This window comes from Mesorhizobium sp. WSM4845 (assembly GCF_055811455.1).
In genome coordinates this window covers 69,505-89,889 of record NZ_JBVVQA010000030.1, presented here as the reverse complement: position 1 = coordinate 89,889, position 20,385 = coordinate 69,505, and the positions used below count along the sequence as shown (strand labels likewise).

The 20,385-nt window shown below is 63.2% G+C and carries 22 protein-coding genes and 1 pseudogene; 14 read left to right on the top strand and 9 right to left on the bottom strand.

Features of this window, described 5'->3' with window-relative positions:
- A pseudogene (locus tag AC0L2C_RS27220) lies at positions 1–255 on the top strand (hypothetical protein); the annotation flags it as partial.
- On the top strand, positions 243–572 hold the full coding sequence (locus AC0L2C_RS27215) for a hypothetical protein (protein WP_353682784.1): 330 nt from the start codon (positions 243–245) through the stop codon (positions 570–572). The pseudogene AC0L2C_RS27220 and the gene AC0L2C_RS27215, both read left to right, overlap by 13 nt.
- A gap of 35 nt (positions 573–607) precedes the next feature.
- On the opposite strand, the gene AC0L2C_RS27210 is transcribed toward AC0L2C_RS27215, so the two are convergent.
- Positions 608–1,480 (bottom strand): 50S ribosomal protein L11 methyltransferase, encoded by an 873-nt coding sequence (locus AC0L2C_RS27210; RefSeq protein ID WP_287237255.1) that lies wholly within the window; start codon positions 1,478–1,480, stop codon positions 608–610.
- An 86-nt stretch (positions 1,481–1,566) separates the two neighbouring features.
- Positions 1,567–2,142, bottom strand: a complete 576-nt coding sequence (locus AC0L2C_RS27205) for an SCO family protein (protein WP_128246426.1) — start codon at positions 2,140–2,142, stop codon at positions 1,567–1,569.
- Positions 2,143–2,346: 204 nt separating this feature from the next.
- Between AC0L2C_RS27205 and AC0L2C_RS27200 the strand changes: the two genes are divergently transcribed.
- The 3 genes from AC0L2C_RS27200 (at position 2,347) to AC0L2C_RS27190 (ending at position 4,063) form a co-directional block, all read left to right on the top strand.
- Positions 2,347–2,865, top strand: coding sequence for a CreA family protein (locus AC0L2C_RS27200; RefSeq protein ID WP_473524870.1), 519 nt, complete (start codon positions 2,347–2,349; stop codon positions 2,863–2,865).
- A gap of 69 nt (positions 2,866–2,934) precedes the next feature.
- Positions 2,935–3,576 (top strand): DapH/DapD/GlmU-related protein, encoded by a 642-nt coding sequence (locus AC0L2C_RS27195; RefSeq protein ID WP_128246428.1) that lies wholly within the window; start codon positions 2,935–2,937, stop codon positions 3,574–3,576.
- Positions 3,577–3,649: 73 nt separating this feature from the next.
- Positions 3,650–4,063: a low affinity iron permease family protein gene (locus tag AC0L2C_RS27190; protein ID WP_287237370.1), complete on the top strand. Its 414-nt coding sequence runs from the start codon at positions 3,650–3,652 to the stop codon at positions 4,061–4,063.
- Between the two features lie 3 nt (positions 4,064–4,066).
- Here AC0L2C_RS27190 and AC0L2C_RS27185 read toward each other — a convergent pair whose 3' ends face one another.
- Positions 4,067–4,933 carry an SDR family NAD(P)-dependent oxidoreductase gene (locus AC0L2C_RS27185; protein WP_473524869.1) on the bottom strand — a complete coding sequence of 289 codons (867 nt, stop codon included), beginning with the start codon at positions 4,931–4,933 and terminating at the stop codon, positions 4,067–4,069.
- Between the two features lie 132 nt (positions 4,934–5,065).
- Here AC0L2C_RS27185 and AC0L2C_RS27180 point away from each other — a divergent pair, with 132 nt between their 5' ends.
- Positions 5,066–5,347 (top strand): hypothetical protein, encoded by a 282-nt coding sequence (locus AC0L2C_RS27180; protein WP_128167136.1) that lies wholly within the window; start codon positions 5,066–5,068, stop codon positions 5,345–5,347.
- A 7-nt stretch (positions 5,348–5,354) separates the two neighbouring features.
- Here the strand turns inward: AC0L2C_RS27180 and AC0L2C_RS27175 are convergent, their stop codons facing one another.
- Together AC0L2C_RS27175 and AC0L2C_RS27170 are read right to left on the bottom strand one after the other, a co-directional pair.
- Positions 5,355–5,930 carry a TMEM175 family protein gene (locus AC0L2C_RS27175; protein WP_473524868.1) on the bottom strand — a complete coding sequence of 192 codons (576 nt, stop codon included), beginning with the start codon at positions 5,928–5,930 and terminating at the stop codon, positions 5,355–5,357.
- A gap of 68 nt (positions 5,931–5,998) precedes the next feature.
- Entirely contained in the window at positions 5,999–7,024 is a 1,026-nt protein-coding gene (locus AC0L2C_RS27170; RefSeq protein ID WP_473524867.1) for a LacI family DNA-binding transcriptional regulator, read from the bottom strand.
- A gap of 197 nt (positions 7,025–7,221) precedes the next feature.
- On the opposite strand from AC0L2C_RS27170, the gene AC0L2C_RS27165 reads away from it, so the two are divergent.
- The 5 genes from AC0L2C_RS27165 to AC0L2C_RS27145 all read left to right on the top strand — a co-directional run bounded on the left by AC0L2C_RS27165 (position 7,222) and on the right by AC0L2C_RS27145 (position 12,249).
- On the top strand, positions 7,222–8,250 hold the full coding sequence (locus tag AC0L2C_RS27165; RefSeq protein WP_473524866.1) for a Gfo/Idh/MocA family protein: 1,029 nt from the start codon (positions 7,222–7,224) through the stop codon (positions 8,248–8,250).
- Between the two features lie 2 nt (positions 8,251–8,252).
- Positions 8,253–9,158, top strand: coding sequence for a sugar phosphate isomerase/epimerase family protein (locus AC0L2C_RS27160; protein ID WP_128167128.1), 906 nt, complete (start codon positions 8,253–8,255; stop codon positions 9,156–9,158).
- Between the two features lie 174 nt (positions 9,159–9,332).
- Positions 9,333–10,346 carry a substrate-binding domain-containing protein gene (locus AC0L2C_RS27155; RefSeq protein ID WP_473524865.1) on the top strand — a complete coding sequence of 338 codons (1,014 nt, stop codon included), beginning with the start codon at positions 9,333–9,335 and terminating at the stop codon, positions 10,344–10,346.
- Between the two features lie 56 nt (positions 10,347–10,402).
- Positions 10,403–11,200: an ATP-binding cassette domain-containing protein gene (locus AC0L2C_RS27150; RefSeq protein ID WP_473524864.1), complete on the top strand. Its 798-nt coding sequence runs from the start codon at positions 10,403–10,405 to the stop codon at positions 11,198–11,200.
- Positions 11,197–12,249 (top strand): ABC transporter permease, encoded by a 1,053-nt coding sequence (locus tag AC0L2C_RS27145; RefSeq protein ID WP_473524863.1) that lies wholly within the window; start codon positions 11,197–11,199, stop codon positions 12,247–12,249. The genes AC0L2C_RS27150 and AC0L2C_RS27145 overlap by 4 nt, the downstream gene beginning before the upstream one ends.
- A gap of 9 nt (positions 12,250–12,258) precedes the next feature.
- Here the strand turns inward: AC0L2C_RS27145 and AC0L2C_RS27140 are convergent, their stop codons facing one another.
- Complete coding sequence (locus AC0L2C_RS27140; protein WP_473524862.1) at positions 12,259–14,955, bottom strand: ATP-dependent helicase; 2,697 nt, start codon at positions 14,953–14,955, stop codon at positions 12,259–12,261.
- A gap of 300 nt (positions 14,956–15,255) precedes the next feature.
- On the opposite strand from AC0L2C_RS27140, the gene AC0L2C_RS27135 reads away from it, so the two are divergent.
- A complete protein-coding gene (locus tag AC0L2C_RS27135; RefSeq protein ID WP_473524861.1) occupies positions 15,256–16,161 on the top strand; it encodes a dienelactone hydrolase family protein in 906 nt (301 codons plus the stop codon).
- On the opposite strand, the gene AC0L2C_RS27130 is transcribed toward AC0L2C_RS27135, so the two are convergent.
- Positions 16,162–17,067, bottom strand: coding sequence for an EamA family transporter (locus tag AC0L2C_RS27130; RefSeq protein ID WP_473524860.1), 906 nt, complete (start codon positions 17,065–17,067; stop codon positions 16,162–16,164).
- A gap of 89 nt (positions 17,068–17,156) precedes the next feature.
- Here AC0L2C_RS27130 and AC0L2C_RS27125 point away from each other — a divergent pair, with 89 nt between their 5' ends.
- Positions 17,157–17,642, top strand: a complete 486-nt coding sequence (locus AC0L2C_RS27125; protein ID WP_473524873.1) for an Lrp/AsnC family transcriptional regulator — start codon at positions 17,157–17,159, stop codon at positions 17,640–17,642.
- A 235-nt stretch (positions 17,643–17,877) separates the two neighbouring features.
- Here the strand turns inward: AC0L2C_RS27125 and AC0L2C_RS27120 are convergent, their stop codons facing one another.
- Both AC0L2C_RS27120 and AC0L2C_RS27115 read right to left on the bottom strand, forming a co-directional pair.
- On the bottom strand, positions 17,878–18,075 hold the full coding sequence (locus AC0L2C_RS27120; RefSeq protein ID WP_287066747.1) for a hypothetical protein: 198 nt from the start codon (positions 18,073–18,075) through the stop codon (positions 17,878–17,880).
- A gap of 121 nt (positions 18,076–18,196) precedes the next feature.
- Positions 18,197–18,703, bottom strand: coding sequence for a thioesterase family protein (locus AC0L2C_RS27115; protein WP_128180530.1), 507 nt, complete (start codon positions 18,701–18,703; stop codon positions 18,197–18,199).
- Between the two features lie 199 nt (positions 18,704–18,902).
- Between AC0L2C_RS27115 and AC0L2C_RS27110 the strand changes: the two genes are divergently transcribed.
- Positions 18,903–20,315: an FAD-binding oxidoreductase gene (locus AC0L2C_RS27110; protein ID WP_473524859.1), complete on the top strand. Its 1,413-nt coding sequence runs from the start codon at positions 18,903–18,905 to the stop codon at positions 20,313–20,315.
- The last annotated feature ends 70 nt before the right edge of the window (positions 20,316–20,385 follow it).

Below are 20,385 nucleotides of genomic sequence, written 5' to 3'. Positions count from 1 at the left end.
CCCCCCCCCCCACGACAGGGGGAAAACTGTAACCCATGTATCCGGTTCAAAGTGTTACCCATCTTTCAACTGGACACTGACCGCAACCTCGGCATCCTTTCCGCAACGCTGGAGATTGGCGAAATCGTTCGCGAAGGCGTTTTTCTCCCCGTCACTATACGGGGAGAAATGCCCGGCAGGGCAATGAGGGGCAGCGCCGACATCGACGGTGGTCATTTCTACGTGAGCTGGGAGGCCCTCTTTTGCCTGCAGTGATTGCCCTGTTCGGTCCAGCATCGCTTTTGCGCATGGACGCCATGCAGAATCAGCGATTTAAAAAAAGGTCAGCAGAGCTTACCTTTTTGGCGTGGAGGAACGAGTCTTACTGCCCTGCAAAGGAGACCATCATGTCCACGATTTCAGCCAGACGCGGATTTTTCAGAAGCGCCGTGAACGCTCTCATCGAAGCGCGCCAGCGCGAAGCGAGCCGCTATGTGAGCGGGGTTCTGCTTGGCTTTGACGACGAAACGCTGAAAGCGAACGGCTACGATCGCGAAGAACTGAAGAAGGCGGCAAGGTCGCGCTATGTCTGAGCGAATTTGCGGCGTGCAATTGAAGGCGCTGCGCGTCATCGCTTGAGGTGGATCGTCACCCAGCCTTCGCGATGCAACGTCCTGACATGGCGGAACTGCTGGCCGACATAGGCGGAGATCACCGCGTCGCGCTGCCGGTCGAGGATGCCCGACAGCACGATCGAGCCGCCCAAACCGACATGCCTGGCCATTTCGGGCGCCAGCCGCATCAGCGGCCGCGCCAGTATATTGGCGACGATGAGGCCAAAAGGGCCGCGCGCGGCAAAAATCGGATGGTGGAAGCCCGGCGCCGTCACCGTCTCCACCAGCGCCTTGACGTGATTGAGCCGCGCGTTGGCGGCGGCGACTTTTGTGGCGACCGGATCGATGTCGGTCGCCAGCACCGGAATATGGGCGAGCTTGGCCAGCGCGATGGCCAGCACCGCGCTGCCGGTGCCGAGGTCGAGCGCGTTGCGCGGGCGTTCGCGCCGCACGACCTGTTCCAGCATTTCGAGGCAGCCGGCGGTGGTGCCGTGATGGCCGGTTCCAAAGGCGAGGCCCGCTTCGATCTCGATGGCGAGTTCGCCGCTGTGGCGCTTCCTGCGGTCATGCGCGCCGTGGACGAAGAAACGGCCGGCGCGCACCGGCTTCAGTCCCTCCAGCGAACGCGTCACCCAGTCGATATCAGGCACGGGCTCGCGCGCAATCGGCCTCGACAGGGCCAGCCCGGCAAGGATCTCCTTCAAGCGCGCCTCGACGGCATCGACATCGCCGTCGGCATAGAGTGACACTTCGTGGATGTCGCGGTCCTCGTCGACTTCGACCAAGCCAATCGGCAGGCCCTCATCTTCGAATGCCGCTTCGAACGCCGCGAAGATACGGTCGGCCTCGATTTTTCCAGTGCTGAAATAAAGCCGCGTTTGGGTCATCAAACGATTTTCTTCGTGAGCATGATCTTGTCCGAAAACCGGTTCCCACTTTTCGCTGGCGCGGACCGTCGGTTCGGGACCATGCACTAACCTGCCGCCAGCCGCTTGAGCTTGGCGATGGCGGCGTCCGGGCTTTCGCCATAGGCGATGGTGCCGGCGAAATCGCCCCTGGCGTTGAGCAGCAGCACCGAAGCAGTGTGGTCCATCGTGTAGTCGCCGTTGCCGGTATCGACCTTTTTCGAATAGATGCCGAAGGATTTGGCCATGGCGCGGACCTTGTCCGGGTCGCCGGTGATGCCGAGGATGCGATCGGAGAAGTTGCTGATATAGGCGTTCATGATTTCGGGCGTGTCGCGCTCCGGGTCGACCGTCACGAAATAGGCGCGCAGGTTCTTGCCATCGTCGCCCATCGTCTTCAGCCAGCCGGCCAGTTCGAACAGCGTGGTCGGGCAGACTTCCGGGCAGTGGGTGAAGCCGAAGAAGACGACGCTGGGCTGGCCGCGAAAGGCAGCCTCGGTGATTGGAGCGCCCTTCTGGTCGACCAGCGTGAACGGCGCGCCGAACGGCTCGCCGCCATAATGCCCGCGGTACCATTCAAAGGTGAGCCAGCCGATGCCCGCCGCCATCAGGACGAGAATGCCGACCAGTATTGAACGCATCATCAATTGGCTGTCCGTCGCTATTTTCATCGGGGCCGAGTCGGCGCCTTTGGAGCTTGTTGGGCGAACACTCTTAACGGTTTGATCTCGCTCGCGCAAAGATGTCGCGTTGCCGCAACCGGCTTTCTCTTAAAAAATGATCCGCTTGCAAAGTGCTGCCGCCCGTCCCACCTGAGGTCGGCAAAACTCGAACGGCAGGAGGCTTTCTTGCAAGGACTGATTGGGCAAGGACTGATTGGGCGAAAACTGATCGGCGGCGCTTTGGCCGCGTGCCTTGTCGTCGGTGCTGGTGCGGCTGTCGCCCAGGAGGTCGGCAAGGTCGGCGTCGACTGGCTCGGCAACGACATCATCGTCGAGGCGATCAAGGACCCGAAGGTTGAAGGCGTGACCTGCCATGTCTCTTATTTCGACCGTGGCGTGATCGATCGCCTGCAAAAGGGCAACTGGTTCGAGGACCCATCCGATTCCTCGATCGCCTGCCGCCAAACCGGGCCGATCACCATCGGCGACATCGACATGAGCGAGACCGGCGAGGAGGTGTTCAAGCAAGGCATCAGCCTGATCTGGAAGAAACAGGTGGTGAACAGCATCTACGATAAACCCAACGAGACCCTGATCTATCTGTCGCATTCGCGCCAGGTGCAGGACGGTTCAGCGAAAATGTCGGTCACCACGGTGCCGCTCTATGGCCAGAACGTGATGTGGACCAACGGCAAGCCGAAATAGGCTCTGGAAACAGGTGACGGACGATGCTCCCGCTTGCGGGACTAACCGCTCGGGCGTAAAGCCGCCGGGATGGACCGTCCCGAAAACCTCGTCCTGAAAGACCCCGAGCCGCGGATCCACCCGACCGCGGAGTTGAAGGCATGCAAGCTTGGGCGCTACGCCTCGATCGGCGAGCGGGTCATCTTGCGCGAAGTCATAGTCGGTGACTTCTCCTATTTCGAGCGCCACGCCGAGGCGATCTACACGACAACAGGCAAGTTCTGTTCGATCGCCGCCAACAGCCGTATCAACGCGCTCGAGCATCCGATCGAACGGTTGACCCAGCACAAGATCAGCTACCGGCCAAACGAGTATTTCCGCTGGCTCGGCGTCGACGCCGGATTTCGGGAGCGACGGCGGGCGACGCCCGTCACCATCGGCCACGACGTCTGGATCGGTCATGGTGCGGTGATCATGCCTGATGTGAGCATCGGCAATGGCGCGATCGTCGGCGCCAATGCGGTGGTGACGCGCGATGTACCTGCCTATGCGATCGTCGCCGGGGTTCCGGCCAAGCCGCTGCGCCAGCGTTTTGCCGAGAAAACCGCTGCGCGGATTGAAAGCCTCGGCTGGTGGGACTGGTCGGTCGAAAAACTCGCCAGGGCCATTCCTGACATGCAGGCGCTTTCCATCGAGGCCTTCCTCGACCGCTGGGAGCACGAAATCCCCTGATCCTTGCGGCTCTCTGAACGGCTACGTCCGTGAAAGGAGGGAACCTCAGCGGATGCTGGTTGTTTCTCCTGCCATGATAGAGAAGCTTTTCACCAGGATCGCCAACTATGTTGCGCATCTAGCCGGTCTGCCGTCGACATTCGCCGTCTGTTTCCTGATCATTGTTGCGTGGGGGGCAAGCGGACCGATGTTCGGGTTTTCCGATACGTGGCAGCTCATCATCAACACCGGCACGACGATCGTCACCTTCCTGATGGTGTTCCTCATCCAAAACACCCAGAACCGCGATGGCACGGCGATTCAGACGAAACTCGACGAGTTGATCCGGGTCGGCAAAGCTCACAATACCTTTATCGGCATCGAGCACCTGACCGAATCCGAGGTCGAGGAGATCCGTAGAAAATGTGAACAGGCGGCGAAACGGCATGATACGGCGGTCATGAAAGCCACTGCACAAAAGCGCGGCTCGAAGACGCATGCGGCGTGAGCGTCAGCTTTCCATGAACGCCGCGAAAGCCTCCTTGTGGTCCGGGTGCCAGCGCGACAGAGCAGGGCGATTTTCGATGATGTCGCCGATCGCCCAGGCCATGCGCTTTTCGTCCATGGTCCGCGTCGCCTCGTTGTCGGGGCACAGGATGTAGAAGTCGCCACGCACCAGCGCGGCCAGCATGAAGTCGATCACCTGCTCGCCGGTCCAGGCGCCGGCGGGCTTTTCGGTTGCACCCTCGGTCAGGCCGGTAAAAGTGAACCCCGGAATGAGCAGATGCGCGGCGATGTTGGCGCCGGGCTCGTTACGCAGCGCATGCGCCAGGCCTTCGGTAAAGCTCTTCACGCCAGATTTGGAGACGTTGTAGGCAAGGTTGCCGGGCGGCGTCGTGATGCCTTGCTTGGAGCCGGTGTTGACGATCAGGCCCGGTTTTCCTGCAGCCAGCATGCGCGGCACGAAGGCCTCGACGCCATGGACGACGCCCCAGAAATTGATGTCCAGCAGCCGTTTCCAGGCGTCGCGGTTCTCCCAGGGCTTGCCGGGATTGTTGCCGACGCCGGCATTGTTCATCAACAGCGACACGCCGCCGAAGGCTTCGAATGCCTTTTCGGCCAGCCTGTCGACTTCGTCGGGCTGCGAGACGTCGGTCGCGACAGCGAGCACGCCACTGTCGCCGGCAATCGTGGCAACGGCGCCGGCAGCCTCATCGAGCCGCGCGCCGCCGATGTCGGCAAGCACGATTTTCAGGCCCATTTCCGCCAGCCGCCTGGCCGCGGCAAGGCCGATGCCGCTGGCGCCGCCGGTGATGACGGCAACGTTGCCGGAGCCAAGGGCAGGCAAAGCGCTCTGGATTTCGGCGTCGGTGGTCATCGATCGTGTCCTCGTTCAGGTTGCGCCGAACTTAACGCGACGACAGGCTCGCGCAAGCCCGTTTGGGCGTCCTTGGGTTGACCACATCGGCAGGCGCTGCGCATGCTGTCCGCGTAAGAAGGAGATTACCGATTGACCGACTGGATCGAGATCCTGAAAGAACAGACCGCCACCGGCGACCAGATGAGCCGTGAGGTGCCGCAAATGCTTGCCAATCCCGACATCAGCGAAGCGCAAGTGAGAACGCTGTTTTCGGCGCTCGAAAAGCAGGCGGAGTTCGTCGAGAAGCTGCGCATGGCGCTGGAAAAATTCGGCCATGATTTTTCGGTGATCAAGGCGGCCGAGCGGCTGGAGGAGCGCTATGCCGACCTTGCGGCCTCGGTGGCGGAAAAGCTGAAGGCGATGCGGGGATAGGGCGGACCTATTTTTCGATCTGCCTTTCGAAACGCTTGTCCGGCACGAACCAGATCATGGCAACCAGCACATAGAGCGCGACGCTGATCCATTGATTGACTGAGGTCAGCGGAATGGCGGCGATGTAGAGGACCACCGAGATCTTTTCCTTGCGATCGGTGCCTGCCGCTCTGGCGAAGGCAGTGTCGCTGCCATGCAGCCGGTGCAGGATGACGACCAGAATGAAGTACGCGGCCGCGCAAAGCGCCAGGACAACACCGTAAACGGCGACAGGCACCGGCGCGAAATGGTTTTCACCCATGAAGGCGGTGGTCACGGGCATCAGCGACAGCCAGAACAGCAGATGCAAATTCGCCCACAGCACGCGGCCATCGACCCGCTGCACCGTGTGGAACATGTTGTGCAGATTGTTCCAGTAGATGCCGACATAGATGAAGGACAGCACGTAGCTGAGAAAGGTGGGCCATAGCGGTGCCAGCGCGGAAAAATCCGCGCTATGCGGCACCTTCAATTCCAGCACCATGATGGTGATGATGATGGCCATGACGCCATCGGAAAATGCCTCGACCCGTCCCTTGCCCATGGATTCTCCCCTGCTGCGCCTGACTCATCCTAGGCGATCGACGTGGCTGGAGGGAAGGCCGGCCATCATCAATCGCTGTCGCGCGCGATCAGTTCCAGCGGCCAGACCTCACGGATGATCCGCGCGCCTTCGGGGCCGGCGAAGGCGGGGATCGACGCCAGCAACATTTCGGCAAGCCGCCGTCCCATCGGCTCCAGGCGAGGGCGGAAGCCGGTCAGTGCCGGTGAAAAATAGCGGCAGAGCGGCGTGTCGACGATGACGATCACCGCAATGTCGTGGCCCGGCTTGATGCCCATCTCGGCCAGCGCCTTGCAGCCGCCGAGTGCCATAGCGTCATTGTTGAAGATGATGGCGGTCGGCGGGTCCTTGGAGCGCATGACCTGCGGCGTCACCGCGTCGCCGCCGGCCTCGTTGATGAAGCCTTTCGCGATCAGCCCGGGGTCGACCTCGATGCCGTGCCGCCGCAGGGCCTTGCGATAGCCGGCCAGGAACAGATAGCCGAAATTGAGGTTGAGGGACGGGCGGATGGCGGCGATGCGGCGGTGGCCGCGCGCCACCAGGCGGTCGACCGCGTCGGCCCCGGCTTTTTCGAAATCGAGGTCGAGCGACGGGTAGGTCTTGCCGCCGGAGCGGCTGCGGCCGAGCGTCGCGAACGGGAAGTCGACCCTGGTCAGGTAATCGATGCGCTCGTCCTCGCGACGCGTATAGGCCAGCACCACGGCGTCGGCCCGACGCGTCTCGACCACCCGGCGCAGGCGCTCCTGCTGGTAGTCGCCCGGCGCGCCCATCACCACGATCAGGTCGAGCCCGCTTTCGGCGAGTTTCGCCTGCAGCCCGGTCAGGAACGGAATGAAGAACGGCTCGCCATATTGCTGGTCGCCCGGGTGCGGCTGCAGCATGAAGGCGATCGAGTGGGTGGCGCCGCGGCGCAGGCTGCGGCCGGACTGGTTCGGCGAATAGTTCAGCTTTGCCGCCGCATCGAGCACGCGCTGGCGGGTGTCGGCATTGACGTCGGCACGGCCGTTGAGCGCGCGCGACACGGTGCCGATCGAAATGTTCAGGTGACGCGCAAGGTCGTGGATGCTGGACGCCAAAGGACAGTTCTCCCCCTTGCCTGGCTATCATCGACCGCTCTTCAGGCCAAGGTGATCTAGGTGATTTTCGCGAGCGGCCAATTGACATTCTACGCCTTCCGGTGTGTTCTCGTAAACGTTTACGGAAAAACGTTTACGGTCATGCCGTGAATGCGTGACGACCGGTCTGGAGGGGCCGAGCGGAGGAGGAGCGCTGGATGATGAATGTCGTCCTGGTCGGCTGCGGAGCGATGAGCAAGCACTGGCTCGATGCGGCGAGGCAGATCGACGGGTTGGCTATTGTCGGCCTTGTCGATCTCGACGCCGACAGGGCGACGGCAAGGGCGCGCGAATACGAGCTTGCCGGCGCCATTGTCGGGACCAATCTTGACGCCGTGCTCGACCAGACCAGGCCAGACGCTGTGTTCGACGTCGTGGTTCCCGCGGCCCGGCGCGATGTCGCGCTTTCGGCCTTTGCCCATCATTGCCATCTCCTGACGGAGAAGCCGCTGGCTGACAGCCCGGAGAACGCGCGCGCCATCGTCGAGGCTGCCCGACGCGCCAGGCGCGTGCACGCCGTCGTCCAGAACCGCCGCTATGTCGCCAACGTCAGGCGCATCAGGCGTTTTCTCGATTCCGGCGCCATCGGTGCGCCAACCAGCATACACGCCGAATTCTTCGTCGCGCCGCATTTCGGCGGGTTTCGCGAGGAGATGCGCCATGTCCTGCTGCTCGACATGGCGATCCATACTTTCGACGCCGCCCGCTACATGGTCGGCGGCGCGCCGGCCAGCGTCTACTGCCAGGAATGGGAGCCGGTCAATTCCTGGTACCGGCAGGGATCGTCGGCCACCACAATCTTCGAGCTCGGCGGCGGCAAGCTGTTCACCTATGCCGGCTCCTGGTGCGCCGACGGGTTCCGCACCAGTTGGGAGAGCACATGGCGCATCGTCGCCGAGCACGGCAGCCTGGTCTGGGACGGTGAGGACGGACTGATGGCGGAAGTCGCGCGGCCTATCCGTGAAGGCCTGTTCGATCGCACTGAGCCGCTCGCCGTGCCGCCGCTCGATCCGAGAGACCGCATCGGCGGCCATCTCGGCATCATCCAGGATTTTGTGCGTGCCGTCGAAACCGGCAGCGAGCCGGAGACGCGCGGCGCCGACAACATCAAGAGCCTGGCCATGGTCTTTGCCGCGATCGAAAGCGCCGAAACCGGGCGCCGGGTCGCGATCGCACAGGAAGGGTGACGATGCCAAACCCGCTTCTCGACATCAGGATCGGCACCATGGTGCGGGCCAATCTCGATGACCCGGCCGCCTATATTAAGGCGATCCTGCCGCTCGGCTTCGAGAGCATCCAGCCCTTCTTCTGGCAGACGCTGGGCGACAAGGATCTTCCACGGCTGGCCGGCCAGATCCGCGAGGCGATCGGTGACGCCGATGTCGTCGTCTCCTCGCTCGGCGTCTTCGGCAATCCGCTGGAAAGCGGCGATGTCGATCGCGGCGTGCTTGATGCCTGGGAAACGGCCATCGACCATGCGCATCTGTTCGGCACCGCGATGGTCAGCGGCTTCACCGGCCGCCTCCGCGGCAAGCCGCTGCCCGACAGCCTGCCGCGCTTCCGCGAGGTCTGGGGACCACTGGCCCGGCGCGCCGCCGACAAGGGCGTGCGCATCGCCTTCGAGAATTGCGCGATGGACGGCAACTGGGCTGATGGAGACTGGAACATCGCCCACAATCCGGACGCCTGGGAGCTGATGTTCAACGAATTGCCAGATGACAATCTCGGCCTGGAATGGGAGCCCTGCCACCAGCTCGTCTACCTGATCGATCCGATCCCGCAGATCCGCAAATGGGCGCCGCGCATTTTTCATGTCCACGGCAAGGACGCGACGGTGCGCTGGGACGTGATCCGCGAGCATGGCGTGTTCGGCCGGCTGCCGTTCGTGCAAATGCGCACGCCTGGCTTCGGGGACAGCGACTGGACGCGGGTGATCAGCGAATTGCGGCTGGCCGGATACAGGGGCGCCATCGACATCGAAGGCTGGCACGACCCGGTCTATCGCGGCGACCTTGAGATTACCGGGCAAGTGCGGGCGCTGGACTACCTCAAGCAATGCCGGGGAGGTGCGACGTATCTGCCGAACCCGGCGTGAGGCTAATGCATGTCGCGCAAGAGCATTCCCTCTGGCCTGACCCAAGGGTGTGCAGCGGTTTTGCGACAACGACATGCATCAAACAGGGAGCCGGCCAGCGAAGCATTGCGGCGAGAAGCCGAAGCATTCGTCGAAGACCCCTCGGCTTGCGAGGGAACAAAGGGAGGAACGTGCATGAGCATCACGATGAGAAGGACAGTTCTGCGCTCGACCGTCATGGCGGCCGCCACGGCGCTCGCCGCCGCAATCTCCACCTTGCCCGCCCAGGCGCTCGATGCCCAGTGGTGCAAGGACGTCCACATCCGCTTCTGCGTCGGCGGCGCCGAGGGCGACGCCTTCGGCACCATCGTCTACAATGGCGCCAAGCAGGCCCAGGCCGATCTTGGGCCAAAGGTCGACTACATCTTCTCCCAGTGGGATGTCGAGAAGATGGTGCAGCAATTGCGCGAGGCCGTCGCGGTCAAGCCCGGCGGCATCGCCATGATGGGCCACCCGGGCGATGCTTCGATCATGCCGCTGGCCGAACAGGCGCACAAGGACGGCATCAGGATGATGTACCAGAACGTGCCGGTGCCGAAGGTCACGGCAGCGTTCGGCGGCGGCTATGTCGGCGCCCAGCAGGAAGAGCAGGGCCGCGCGCTCGGCGCCGAGGCGTTCAAGCTGGCCGGGCTCAAGGCCGGCGACAAGGCGATCATGATCGGCCCGTTCGAGAACGAGAGCCGCGGCGCGCGCGAGCGCGGCACGGTCGCCGCCCTGAAAGAGGCGGGCGTCGAGGTCATCCAGCTCTCCTCGCCGCCGAGCGGCGAATGGGCTTCCGACCCTAATCTGGCCATTCCGGTGATTACCGCAGCACTCCTCAACAATCCCGATGTCAAGGCGGTTGGCTATCCCGGCGGACAGATGCTGGGCAACGTCCCGACCTACATGCAGGCGGCGGGCAGGAAGGCTGGCGATATCTTCAATTTCGGCTTCGACACCAGCCCGCAGATCGTCGAGGGCTTCAAGGGCGGCTGGGTCCAGCTGACGGCCGACCAGCAGCCGTTCCTGCAGGGTTATCTGCCGATCCTCAGCCTCTGCCAGCAGGTGGTGCTGGGCCTGGCGCCAATGAATGTCGACACCGGCGCCGGCTTCGTCACGCCTGACAATTATGAGATCGTCGCCGAACTCGCCAAGCAGGCGCTGCGCTGACCTTTTGACACGGCTGCCGGTCTTCCGACCGCAGCCGGAACCAAGTGAGGATCGCCATGGCAGAACGCCTTATAGAGCTGCGCGACATCAGCAAGTCCTACGGTCAGGTCTATGCGCTGGGTGGGGTCAATCTCAGCGTCGACCGCGGCGAGGTGGTCGGCCTGATCGGCGACAACGGCGCCGGCAAGTCGACGCTGATCAAGATCCTCTCCGGCGTGGTCAAGCCAACCAGCGGCGAGATCCTCATCCGCGGCCAGCCGGTGACCGGCTGGAGCGCCGCGCGCTCGCGCGACGCCGGCATCGAGACGGTATTCCAGGACCGGGCGCTGGCCGTGCAGCAGACGATCTTGCGCAACATCTTCATGGGCCGCGAACTCACCGGCTTTCTCGGCTGGCTGAAGGTCAACAGGGAAATCGAGGAGGCGAGCCGGCTGATGCGCGAGATCGGCTTCACCTCGAAAGTGTTCACGCCGCAATCGATCGTCGGCCAGCTTTCCGGCGGCGAACGCCAGGGCGTGGCGATCGCCCGGGCAATCTACAAGCAGGCCGACCTGATCATCCTAGACGAGCCGACGACGGCGCTGTCGCTGACCGAGACCGCCAAGGTCTTCCATTTCGTGCGCCAGGTGCGGGCGAGCGGACGGTCGATCTTGTTCATCGGCCACAACATCCACCACGTCTTCGACATCGCCGATCGTTTCGTCGTGCTGGATCGCGGCAAGGTGGCGCTCACCGCCGACCGCAGCCAGGTCAAGTCGGCCGAAGACCTCATCAACTTCATGGAAGACGTCGCGCATCCGGGTGGATTGCCGGGACTGCACGACGCCGGCGACCCGGAGCAGAGAGCACGATGAGCAAGACGATGGAGCCCGATCTGCAAGAGCCGTCCGCAGGCATCTCCCGTCCCGGCAATCCCCGGAAAGAGTGGAAACACCCATCCGATCACTGGATGCGCGGCTTCATCCTCGACAACCGCGCCGCACTCGGCACGCTTGCCGTGTTCGTGGTGATGATGACGGTGTTCATGATCGCCAACCCGACCGTCTTCACCACCTGGTATCTCTACAGTTCCGTGCTCACCACGCTGCCGATTGCGCTGTTCGTGGTGGTGCCGCTGGTCTTCGTCGTCACCTGCGGCGAGATCGACCTGTCGTTTCCGGCGACGATGGGTTTTGCCTCATGGGTGTTCGCGCTGGTCGTGCAGGCCGGCTACGACCCGTTTCTCGGTATTGCCGCCGCCATTGCAACGGGCACGTTGCTCGGCTTCCTTGTCGGGTCGCTGGTCGTCTATGGCGGGCTGTCGTCGCTGATCGCCACGCTCGGCATGAACTTCCTGCTGCGCGGCCTGATCCAGATCGTCAACGAAGGCAGGTCGACGGCGCTGACCAGCCTTGCCGACAGCTGGGCCTACAAGATCTTCTCCAGCCAGCTTTACGGCATCCCGGTGCAGATCTTCTGGGCCATTGGCTTTGTCGTGCTGTCGGCGCTGCTCTACAACAGGCATCGTTTCGGCGCGCAGGTGAAGGTGGTCGGCGACAATCCCGACAGCGCCCAGCAGATGGGCATCGACGTCAAGCGCGTGCGGGTGAAAGTGTTCGTCTTCGTCGGCATCGGGGCGGCGATCGCCGGCACCTTCTCGGTGATGATCAACTTCACCTGGTGGCCGACGGCTGGCGACGGCTATTTGCTGCCGGTGCTGGCATCGGTGTTCGTTGGCGGCACGCCGACCTGGGGCGGCATCGGTACCGTGGTCGGCGGCGCCATCGGCGCCGTTACCGTGTCGTTCATCCAGACCGGCGTCGTCGCGGCAGGCCTGAGCGGCTTCTATGTACAGTTCTTCAACGGGCTGATCATCATCCTGTCGCTGCTCGGCCACAAATGGAACCAGGCGCGGTATCGGTGAGGGGGAGACTCACACCCCGGTGACAAACCCGTCCAGCACGCGTTTCTGGCCGGCCTTGTCGAAGTCGATGGTCAGCTTGTTGCCGTCGATGGCAGAAATGTTGCCGTTGCCGAATTTCTGGTGGAAGACGCGATCGCCGACGCTGAAGCGGGATGGCGTGTCGGCGACGGACTTGGCGACCAGTTCGCCGTCGATGGTGCGGCCCTTGATCGAGGTGCGGCCGGCACCATAGCCACTGTCGGTCTCGCCATAGCCGATGCGCTCGACCTGGTGGCCGGAGCGCGAGCCCCAGTTGCGGTCGGTCGCCTCGGTGCGGTTCTGCTGCGCGCGCTGCCAGCCCGGCGTTGCATAGGTGCTGGAGAAGGCGCCGGATTTTTCTGCGCCGACATTGTCGAAGCGCGAAGCGCCGTAAGGATTCTGCCGTCCTGCCGCCTGGCCGCCTCGTCCGGAGGCGAAGGAGCCGCCGCCATAGGCATTGCCGTAGCCGCCATAGGAGTTGCCGCTCTCGGCGACCTCGACATGGGCTTCCGGCAATTCATCGAGGAAGCGCGACGGGATCGTCGATTGCCACAGGCCGTGGATGCGGCGGTTGGAGACGAACCACAAATGCAGGTTCTTCTTGGCGCGGGTCAGCCCGACATAGGCCAGCCGCCGCTCTTCCTCGAGCCCGGAGCGGCCGCCCTCGTCGAGCGCGCGCTGATGCGGGAACAGTCCTTCCTCCCAGCCGGGCAGAAAAACTGTCTCGAATTCGAGGCCCTTGGCCGAATGCAGCGTCATGATGTTGACGGCGTCGAGCTCGGCGTTCTGCTCGGCGTCCATCACCAGCGCTACATGTTCGAGGAAGGAGCGCAGCGATTCGTACTCCTCCATGGAGCGGATCAGTTCCTTGAGGTTTTCCAGCCGGCCGGGCGCTTCTACAGAGCGGTCGTTCTTCCACATGTCGGTGTAGCCGCTCTCCTCCAGGATGGTCTCGGCCAGCTCGGTGTGCGGCGTGGTCTCCAGCGCCTTCTGCCAGCGCTCGAAATTGGCGGCGACCTCGCGCAACGCTGCGCGCGGCTTTGGCTTCAGCTCGTCGCTCTCAGCGAGTTTTTCTGCAGCCTCCAGCATCGGGATGCGCAGCGCCCTGGCGGTGTCGTGGATCTGGCGGATGGTGGCTTCGCCCAGCCCGCGCTTCGGCACATTGACGATGCGCTCGAAGGCGAGGTCGTCTGCGCCTTGCGCGACGACGCGGAAGAAGGCCAGGGCGTCGCGGATTTCGAGGCGCTCGTAAAAGCGCGGGCCGCCGATGACGCGGTAGTTGAGGCCAAGGGTGACGAAGCGGTCCTCGAACTCGCGCATCTGGAAGGACGCGCGGACAAGAATGGCCATATCGTTGAGATTGTGCTTCTGCCGCTGGTAGGCCTCGATGGTTTCGCCAACGGCGCGCGCCTCTTCCTCGGAATCCCAGGCGGCATGGACATGCACCTTCTCGTCGTCCTCGGCGATCTTTTCGGTGAACAGCGTCTTGCCGAAGCGGCTTTCATTGTGGGCGATGAGGTGGGAGGCGGTGCCGAGGATGTGCGCGGTGGAGCGGTAGTTGCGTTCCAGACGGATGATCGTGGCGCCGGGGAAATCCTTGTCGAAGCGCAGGATGTTGTCGACTTCGGCCCCGCGCCAGCCATAGATCGACTGGTCGTCGTCGCCGACGCAGCAGATGTTGACTTTATTTTCGCTCACGGGCTGTTCCGCGCCTGCCGGCGCGGGCCCGGCCCCCCTTTTTTGCGCGCCTTCGGCGTCGCGGGAGGGGCCTCGCAAGGGCTCGGACGCCCGGTCGGGCTTGCGGCCTTCGGCCGTTTGCAAACCTGTTGATGTTGAAGCTCGTCCGGCATCCGGCCGCTGCGCCAGCAGCCGCAGCCACATGTATTGGGCGGTGTTGGTGTCCTGGTACTCGTCGACGAGGATGTAGCGGAAGCGCTTGTGGTATTCCTTCAGCACGTCCGGATTGGCGCGGAAGATACGGATCGGGTGGCACAGGAGATCGCCGAAGTCGCAGGCGTTCAGCGTCTTCAGGCGCTCCTGATAAGCCTTGTAGAGTTCACGCCCCTTGCCGTTGGCGAAGGCGCGGGCGTCGCCCTCGGCAATCTCGGCGGGGCCAAGCCCCTTGTTCTTCCAGCCGTCGATCATCTGGGCGAACTGCTTGGCCGGCCAGCGTTTGTCGTCCAGCCCTTCGGCCTGGATGAGCTGCTTGATCAGGCGCACGACGTCGTCGGTGTCGAGAATGGTGAAGTCGGATCTGAGCCCGGCAAGTTCGGCGTGGCGGCGCAGCAGCTTCACTCCAATCGAGTGGAAGGTGCCGAGCCACGGCATGCCTTCGACATTGCCTTCGCCGATCAGCAGGCCGATACGCTGCTTCATCTCGCGCGCCGCCTTGTTGGTGAAGGTGACGGCGAGGATCTGCGACGGGAAGGCCTTGCCGGTGGCGAGGATGTGAGCGATGCGGGTGGTCAGCACGCGCGTCTTGCCTGTGCCGGCGCCGGCCAGCACCAGCACCGGACCCTCGGTGGTTTCCACCGCCAGCCGCTGCTCGGGGTTGAGCCCGTTCAGATAATCGGGCGCATTGGCATGGCCGCTGCGGGCAGCCATGGCGCGCGCAGCAATGCCCGACGGGGCCACGGGCCGCGCGTTCGGTTCATCAAAAAAAGGCATATCTTCCGAAAAGCCGGACATCTCCCCCGAATGTAGTGATTCGGCAGCGAAAGGCCAGAAGTGTCTCCGTTTTGTTCTCTGTCCAGCCGGGGGAGTTGCAAATCCTATGGCACGCCAGCCATAGCGCCGGCCTGCTCGACAGGCACGGCGGGTCGGAGAAAGTGGGACAGCGCACCAGTCGAACGGTGTCATCCTGGACCAGCCGCCGGTCTGGCGGACCTGCGCTCGCGTCAGCAGCGCCTCACCGATCCGTGACTGGACCGTGCGGGCTTCTACCCTATCTTGCGCGGCGGACATGTTCCCGAAGCCGAGGAGAGCGCCATGACAAAACCGAGCCCTGCCAACCCCGCCGTCAACAGGCCCGCCATTACCCAGGCTATGATCGACGCCTATGACGAATACACGCATCTGACGCTCGACCGGCGGCGCTTCATGGAACAATTGACCAGGCTTGCCGGATCAGGTGCGGCGGCCGCCGCAATCGCGCCGCTGCTGGCGGCGAATTCAGCCCGGGCGGCGATTGTTGCCGAGGACGATTCACGCGTGACGGGCGAGGACATCAGCTATCCCGGCAGCGGTGGCGAGATGAAGGGCTATCTGGTCAAGCCGGCCGGCCAGTCCGGCAAGCTCGGCACCGTCATCGTCGTGCATGAGAACAGGGGGCTCAACCCGCATATACGCGATGTGACGCGGCGCGTGGCGCTGGAAGGCTTCGTTGCGCTGGCCCCGGATTTCCTGTCGCCGCTCGGCGGCACGCCGGCCGACGACGACAAGGCGCGCGAGCAGTTTTCCAAGCTCGATCCGGCGCAAACCACTGACAATGCGGTCGCAACGGTCGCTTTCCTCAGGGGCCGCGAGGATGGCAACGGCAAGGTCGGCGCGGTCGGCTTCTGCTGGGGCGGCGCCACGGTGAACACACTGGCTGCCAATGCGCCGGATCTGGCTGCCGCTGTCGCCTATTACGGCATGCAGCCGAAGGCCGAGGATGTGCCGGAGATCAAGGCGGCGCTGCTGCTGCATTATGCCGGGCTCGACACCCGTATCAATGCCGGTATCGACGCCTTCAGGAAGGAGCTCGATGCAGCCGAAGTCGAGTACACGATCCATGTCTATGAAGGCGCCAATCATGCCTTCAACAATGACACGTCGGCGGCTCGCTACGACAAGAACGCGGCGGACCTCGCCTGGGGCCGGACGATCGCCTTTCTCAAGGAGAAGCTTGCCTGATCAGGCATTTGCCGGTTTGTGAAAAGCGACGCCGGCCACCACCAGCGCGATGCCGATGCAATCGGTTGGGCTGGGTATCTGGCGGAGCACAATGACGCCGATCAGCGTGGCGGTGACCGGCAGCAACGACAGCATCAGCGCGAAGCTCGATCGCGGCAGCCGCGACATGGCAAGCTGGTCGCAGATATAGGGGATGACCGACGAGCAGATGCCGACGCCGACGGCGGCGATGAGCAGTGGCGGCGCCGAGAAAGCCGGCAGCGCATCGGTGAAGCCGATCGGCAGCACGATGAGGCAGGCGACCGCCATGGCGGCGCCCAGGCCGGCGATGCCGTCGCCAGCGCCGGCGCGGGCAACGCGATGGCCAAGCACGATGTAGCCGACGAACAGCGCGCCGTTGAGGAAAGCCCAGAACAGCCCGATCGGGTCGCTTGACCATTTGACGTCGATGAGCAGCAAGGTGCCGGTGACGGCAACGGCAAGCGCTGCGAGGTTGCGCGGGCTTCTGACGCCGATCAGCGCAACGCCGATGGTGCCGACGAATTCGATCGCCGCGACTAGCGAGATCGGCAGGCGGTCGAGCGCCAGGTAGAAGGAGCAATTCATCACGCCGAGGCAGGCGCCGAAGGCGAGAAGCAGCAGTCGTGTCGGCCGGTCGGCGCGGGCGAAGACCGTCCACGGCCGGGTCAGCGGCGCAAAGACAAGGGCGGCCGTGACGATGCGCAGCCAGGCCATGCCGAGCACGCCGACATGCGGGAAAAGCAGCACGGCGAAAGCCGGCCCGAGATAATGAAACACAGCGCTGACGCCGAACCAGACATGCGGCGGCAGCGATGTCGCCAGGCTGCCAAAGACAGGGCCGCCGAGGGCTGGGATAGCAGCTGGGGCTTGCGCTTGATCATCCATATGATCATTATCGCAGGCAGATTTACCTGTTTATATGGGCAATGGCCAATCAAAGAGATCGTTTATTCTCCTGAACAAAGGAGTTTTTCCTGAAACGCATTCGAAACGAAAATGCTGATCTGGATGCGGCGGATCTGAAAATCCTGCGCCTGCTGGAAAAGGATGCGCGCACCAGCACTGCCGAACTGGCGCGCTCGGTCGGCCTGTCGGCGCCGAGCGTGGCCGAGCGCATCAAGCGGCTGCAGGAGAGCGGTGTGATCGAGGCCTATACTGTGCGGATCAACCCGGCCGCGCTCGGCATTAAGCTGTCGGCATGGCTGCGGATCAGGCCGGTGCCCGGGCAGTTGGCTGCGGTCGCCGAGATCATCCGCGACTTGCCGGAAATCGCCCAGTGCGATCGGGTGACCGGCGAGGACTGTTTCATCGCGCTGGCGCATGTCGGCTCGGTGGCCGAACTCGAACGGGTGATCGATCGCATCATTCCGTTTGCGATGACCAACACCGCAATCATCCAGTCGTCGCCGGTGGTGGCGCGTTCGCCGCTTGCGGCAGTGTTCGTCAATACATCAGCTTAACTGGAAAAAGTCGCGCCGCCCCTCATCGCCCTGCCGGGCACTTCTCCCCGTATAGTGACGGGGAGAAGGACGCTGTCATCAATGGTTTCGCCAATTTGCGGGCGTTGCTGAAAGAGCGCCGAGGCTGCGGCAAGCTCCCTTCTCCCCGTCTCTAGGTGGCGGCAGCCGGATGAGGGGCGGCGCAAACGCCCCAGAAAAAGCAATCGAACAACGAACCTACTTCTTCCCGCACCGATCAGGCGTGGCCGCGCTTCATCCGTGCTTGCTTCAGGATGGCGCGCCAGCGGATCATGGCGAAAGGGATCGGCTCGTTGTTGTTGGCGATGGCAAAAATTTCATAGTTGAGGTTCTTCAGCGATCGCCAGAAATCGTAGTCGCTGATGCGTGGGTCGGCCGCCAGCCTGTCCGCCTCGACCTTGATATCGGTTTTCATGCAATTTCCCCGAACCGCTTCAGCCCCCGCTGCCAGTATCGCAATGCGGACGGTTTTCGAACACCCGGCTGAGTCGTTCAACGCCTCAATTCGGCTTGTTCACGTTAAAACCCTGGTAAGGTTAACGGCGCTCTGACTGCGGCTCAAGCGTCTTGCGACGAATACCGATCGAACGGCCGGCGCGCTCAGGCATCGGCAGCGCCGCATGGGCGGCGCGCATGACTTCGACCTTGGCCAGGACATCGGCCGGGAAGGGCGCCACCTTCGGTCCGGACATGTCGACATGCAGCGACAGTGATTCGGACGTGGCAGCGAGCCAGCCGTCGACATGGCGGATTTCCTGGTAGGCTCTCAGCCGCTTGTCGTCATGGTCGAGGAGTTGGAACGAGACATCGACCTTGTGGTCGAGATGCAGTTCCCTGACATAGCAGACATGGACTTCCGCCGTGTAGATGGTCAGCCGGCGCTGCTTCGCATAGTCCGGCCCCATCCCCATTATTTCGAACGCTTCGTCGGAGCAGCGGTCGAACAGCACGTTGTAATAGGCCATGTTGAGATGGCCATTATAGTCGATCCAGTCTTTTTCGACGGCCATGGCAGGAGAGACGAAGGGGGCGGCGGTGGACATCGAAAACTTCCTTCTGGCTGGACAGGACGTGGTCGGGGAGACTAGAGCGACGTGCGTCCAATTGGATGCACAAAGTGCTCTAGCACATTGAATCTTCGCACCGTGCTTTCCGAAAATCGATTTCGATTTTCGGGCCGATGCGATAGGCATCCATAAGTCCATAACAAGGGTGGACGCTGGTCCATTCGCGGAGGAATAGATGGCTCTGAGCGACCTCAATCCGGTCGAGCGCAACGAAGAAGGCATCGCCGCGGTGCTCGGCATCCTCAAGCAGCGGCTCGGCGAACGGTTCCAGACCGGCCAGGCGATCCGCACCCAGCACGCGCATACCACCACCTACATTCCAACCCAGGCGCCGGATGGCGTGGCGTTTCCAGAGACGACACCGGAGGTGCAGGAGATCGTGTCGGCCTGCGCCGCGCACCGCGTGCCGGTGATCGCCTTCGGCGTCGGCTCTTCGCTGGAGGGCCACACCAACGCGCCGGGCGGCGGCATTTCTGTCGATACGTCGCGGATGAACCGCATCCTCGCGGTCAACCCGCAGGATCTCGATTGCACGGTTGAGCCCGGTGTGACGCGCGAGGATCTCAACCGGCACCTGCGCGACACCGGCCTGTTCTTTCCGATCGATCCGGGCGCCAATGCATCGCTCGGCGGCATGGCGGCGACGCGGGCGTCGGGCACCAATGCGGTGCGTTACGGCACGATGCGCGAGAATGTATTGTCGCTGACGGCGGTGATGGCCGACGGCGAGACGGTGACGACCGGCAAGCGCGCAAAAAAGAGCTCGGCCGGCTACGATCTGACGCGGCTCCTGATCGGCTCCGAAGGCACGCTCGGAATCATCACCGAGCTGACGCTTAAGCTGCAGGGCATTCCGCAGGCGATTTCCGGCGGCGTCTGTCCGTTTTCCAGCGTCGAAGCGGCCTGCAACGCGGTGATCGCGACAATCCAGATGGGCATTCCGGTGGCGCGCATCGAACTGGTCAACGCGCTGCAGATGCGGGCTATGAAGAGCTATTCGAAGCTCGACTATCCCGAAAGCCCGTGCCTGTTCGTCGAATTCCATGGCAGTGATGACGGCGTTGCCGAGCAGGCCGAAACCTTCGGCACGATCGCCGAAGAATATGGCGGCGGACCATTCCTGTGGACCAGCGTCGCCGAGGAGCGGACGAAGCTGTGGAAGGCGAGGCACGACGCCTATTGGTCGTCGCTGACGCTGCGGCCGGGCGCCAAGGGGCTGTCGACCGATGTCTGCGTGCCGATCTCGCGCTTTGCCGAATGCGTCACGCAAACCGAGGCCGACATCGCCGAGATGGGGCTGATCGCGCCGATTGTCGGCCATGCCGGTGATGGCAATTTCCATGTGCTGGTGCTGATGGACGCCGACGATCCGAAGGAAATCCAGCAGACGGAAGAGTTTGTCGCGCGGCTGAACATGCGGGCGATCGGCATGGATGGAACCTGCACCGGCGAGCACGGCATCGGACAAGGCAAGATCGGCTTCCTGCGCCATGAACTCGGCCACAGCGTCGACATCATGCGCACGATCAAGCAGGCGCTCGATCCGCAGAACATTATGAACCCTGGAAAGATACTGCCGGCCGACTAAAGTCTTTTGCTTTTGGGGCGATCGATTTGCCTCTTTATCGACACGCTGATGCGGGTAGAGTGCGGCTGAT

Coding starts and splice junctions, on each gene's coding strand:
- AC0L2C_RS27150 (WP_473524864.1), top strand. CDS start 10,403: ATGGCAGAACGCCTTATAGAGCTGCGCGACATCAGCAAGTCCTACGGT.
- AC0L2C_RS27210 (WP_287237255.1), bottom strand. CDS start 1,480: ATGACCCAAACGCGGCTTTATTTCAGCACTGGAAAAATCGAGGCCGAC.
- AC0L2C_RS27160 (WP_128167128.1), top strand. CDS start 8,253: ATGCCAAACCCGCTTCTCGACATCAGGATCGGCACCATGGTGCGGGCC.
- AC0L2C_RS27130 (WP_473524860.1), bottom strand. CDS start 17,067: ATGGATGATCAAGCGCAAGCCCCAGCTGCTATCCCAGCCCTCGGCGGC.
- AC0L2C_RS27185 (WP_473524869.1), bottom strand. CDS start 4,933: ATGACCACCGACGCCGAAATCCAGAGCGCTTTGCCTGCCCTTGGCTCC.
- AC0L2C_RS27135 (WP_473524861.1), top strand. CDS start 15,256: ATGACAAAACCGAGCCCTGCCAACCCCGCCGTCAACAGGCCCGCCATT.
- AC0L2C_RS27205 (WP_128246426.1), bottom strand. CDS start 2,142: ATGATGCGTTCAATACTGGTCGGCATTCTCGTCCTGATGGCGGCGGGC.
- AC0L2C_RS27115 (WP_128180530.1), bottom strand. CDS start 18,703: ATGTCCACCGCCGCCCCCTTCGTCTCTCCTGCCATGGCCGTCGAAAAA.
- AC0L2C_RS27195 (WP_128246428.1), top strand. CDS start 2,935: ATGGACCGTCCCGAAAACCTCGTCCTGAAAGACCCCGAGCCGCGGATC.
- AC0L2C_RS27175 (WP_473524868.1), bottom strand. CDS start 5,930: ATGGGCAAGGGACGGGTCGAGGCATTTTCCGATGGCGTCATGGCCATC.
- AC0L2C_RS27110 (WP_473524859.1), top strand. CDS start 18,903: ATGGCTCTGAGCGACCTCAATCCGGTCGAGCGCAACGAAGAAGGCATC.
- AC0L2C_RS27145 (WP_473524863.1), top strand. CDS start 11,197: ATGAGCAAGACGATGGAGCCCGATCTGCAAGAGCCGTCCGCAGGCATC.
- AC0L2C_RS27165 (WP_473524866.1), top strand. CDS start 7,222: ATGATGAATGTCGTCCTGGTCGGCTGCGGAGCGATGAGCAAGCACTGG.
- AC0L2C_RS27120 (WP_287066747.1), bottom strand. CDS start 18,075: ATGAAAACCGATATCAAGGTCGAGGCGGACAGGCTGGCGGCCGACCCA.
- AC0L2C_RS27140 (WP_473524862.1), bottom strand. CDS start 14,955: ATGTCCGGCTTTTCGGAAGATATGCCTTTTTTTGATGAACCGAACGCG.
- AC0L2C_RS27155 (WP_473524865.1), top strand. CDS start 9,333: ATGAGCATCACGATGAGAAGGACAGTTCTGCGCTCGACCGTCATGGCG.
- AC0L2C_RS27190 (WP_287237370.1), top strand. CDS start 3,650: ATGATAGAGAAGCTTTTCACCAGGATCGCCAACTATGTTGCGCATCTA.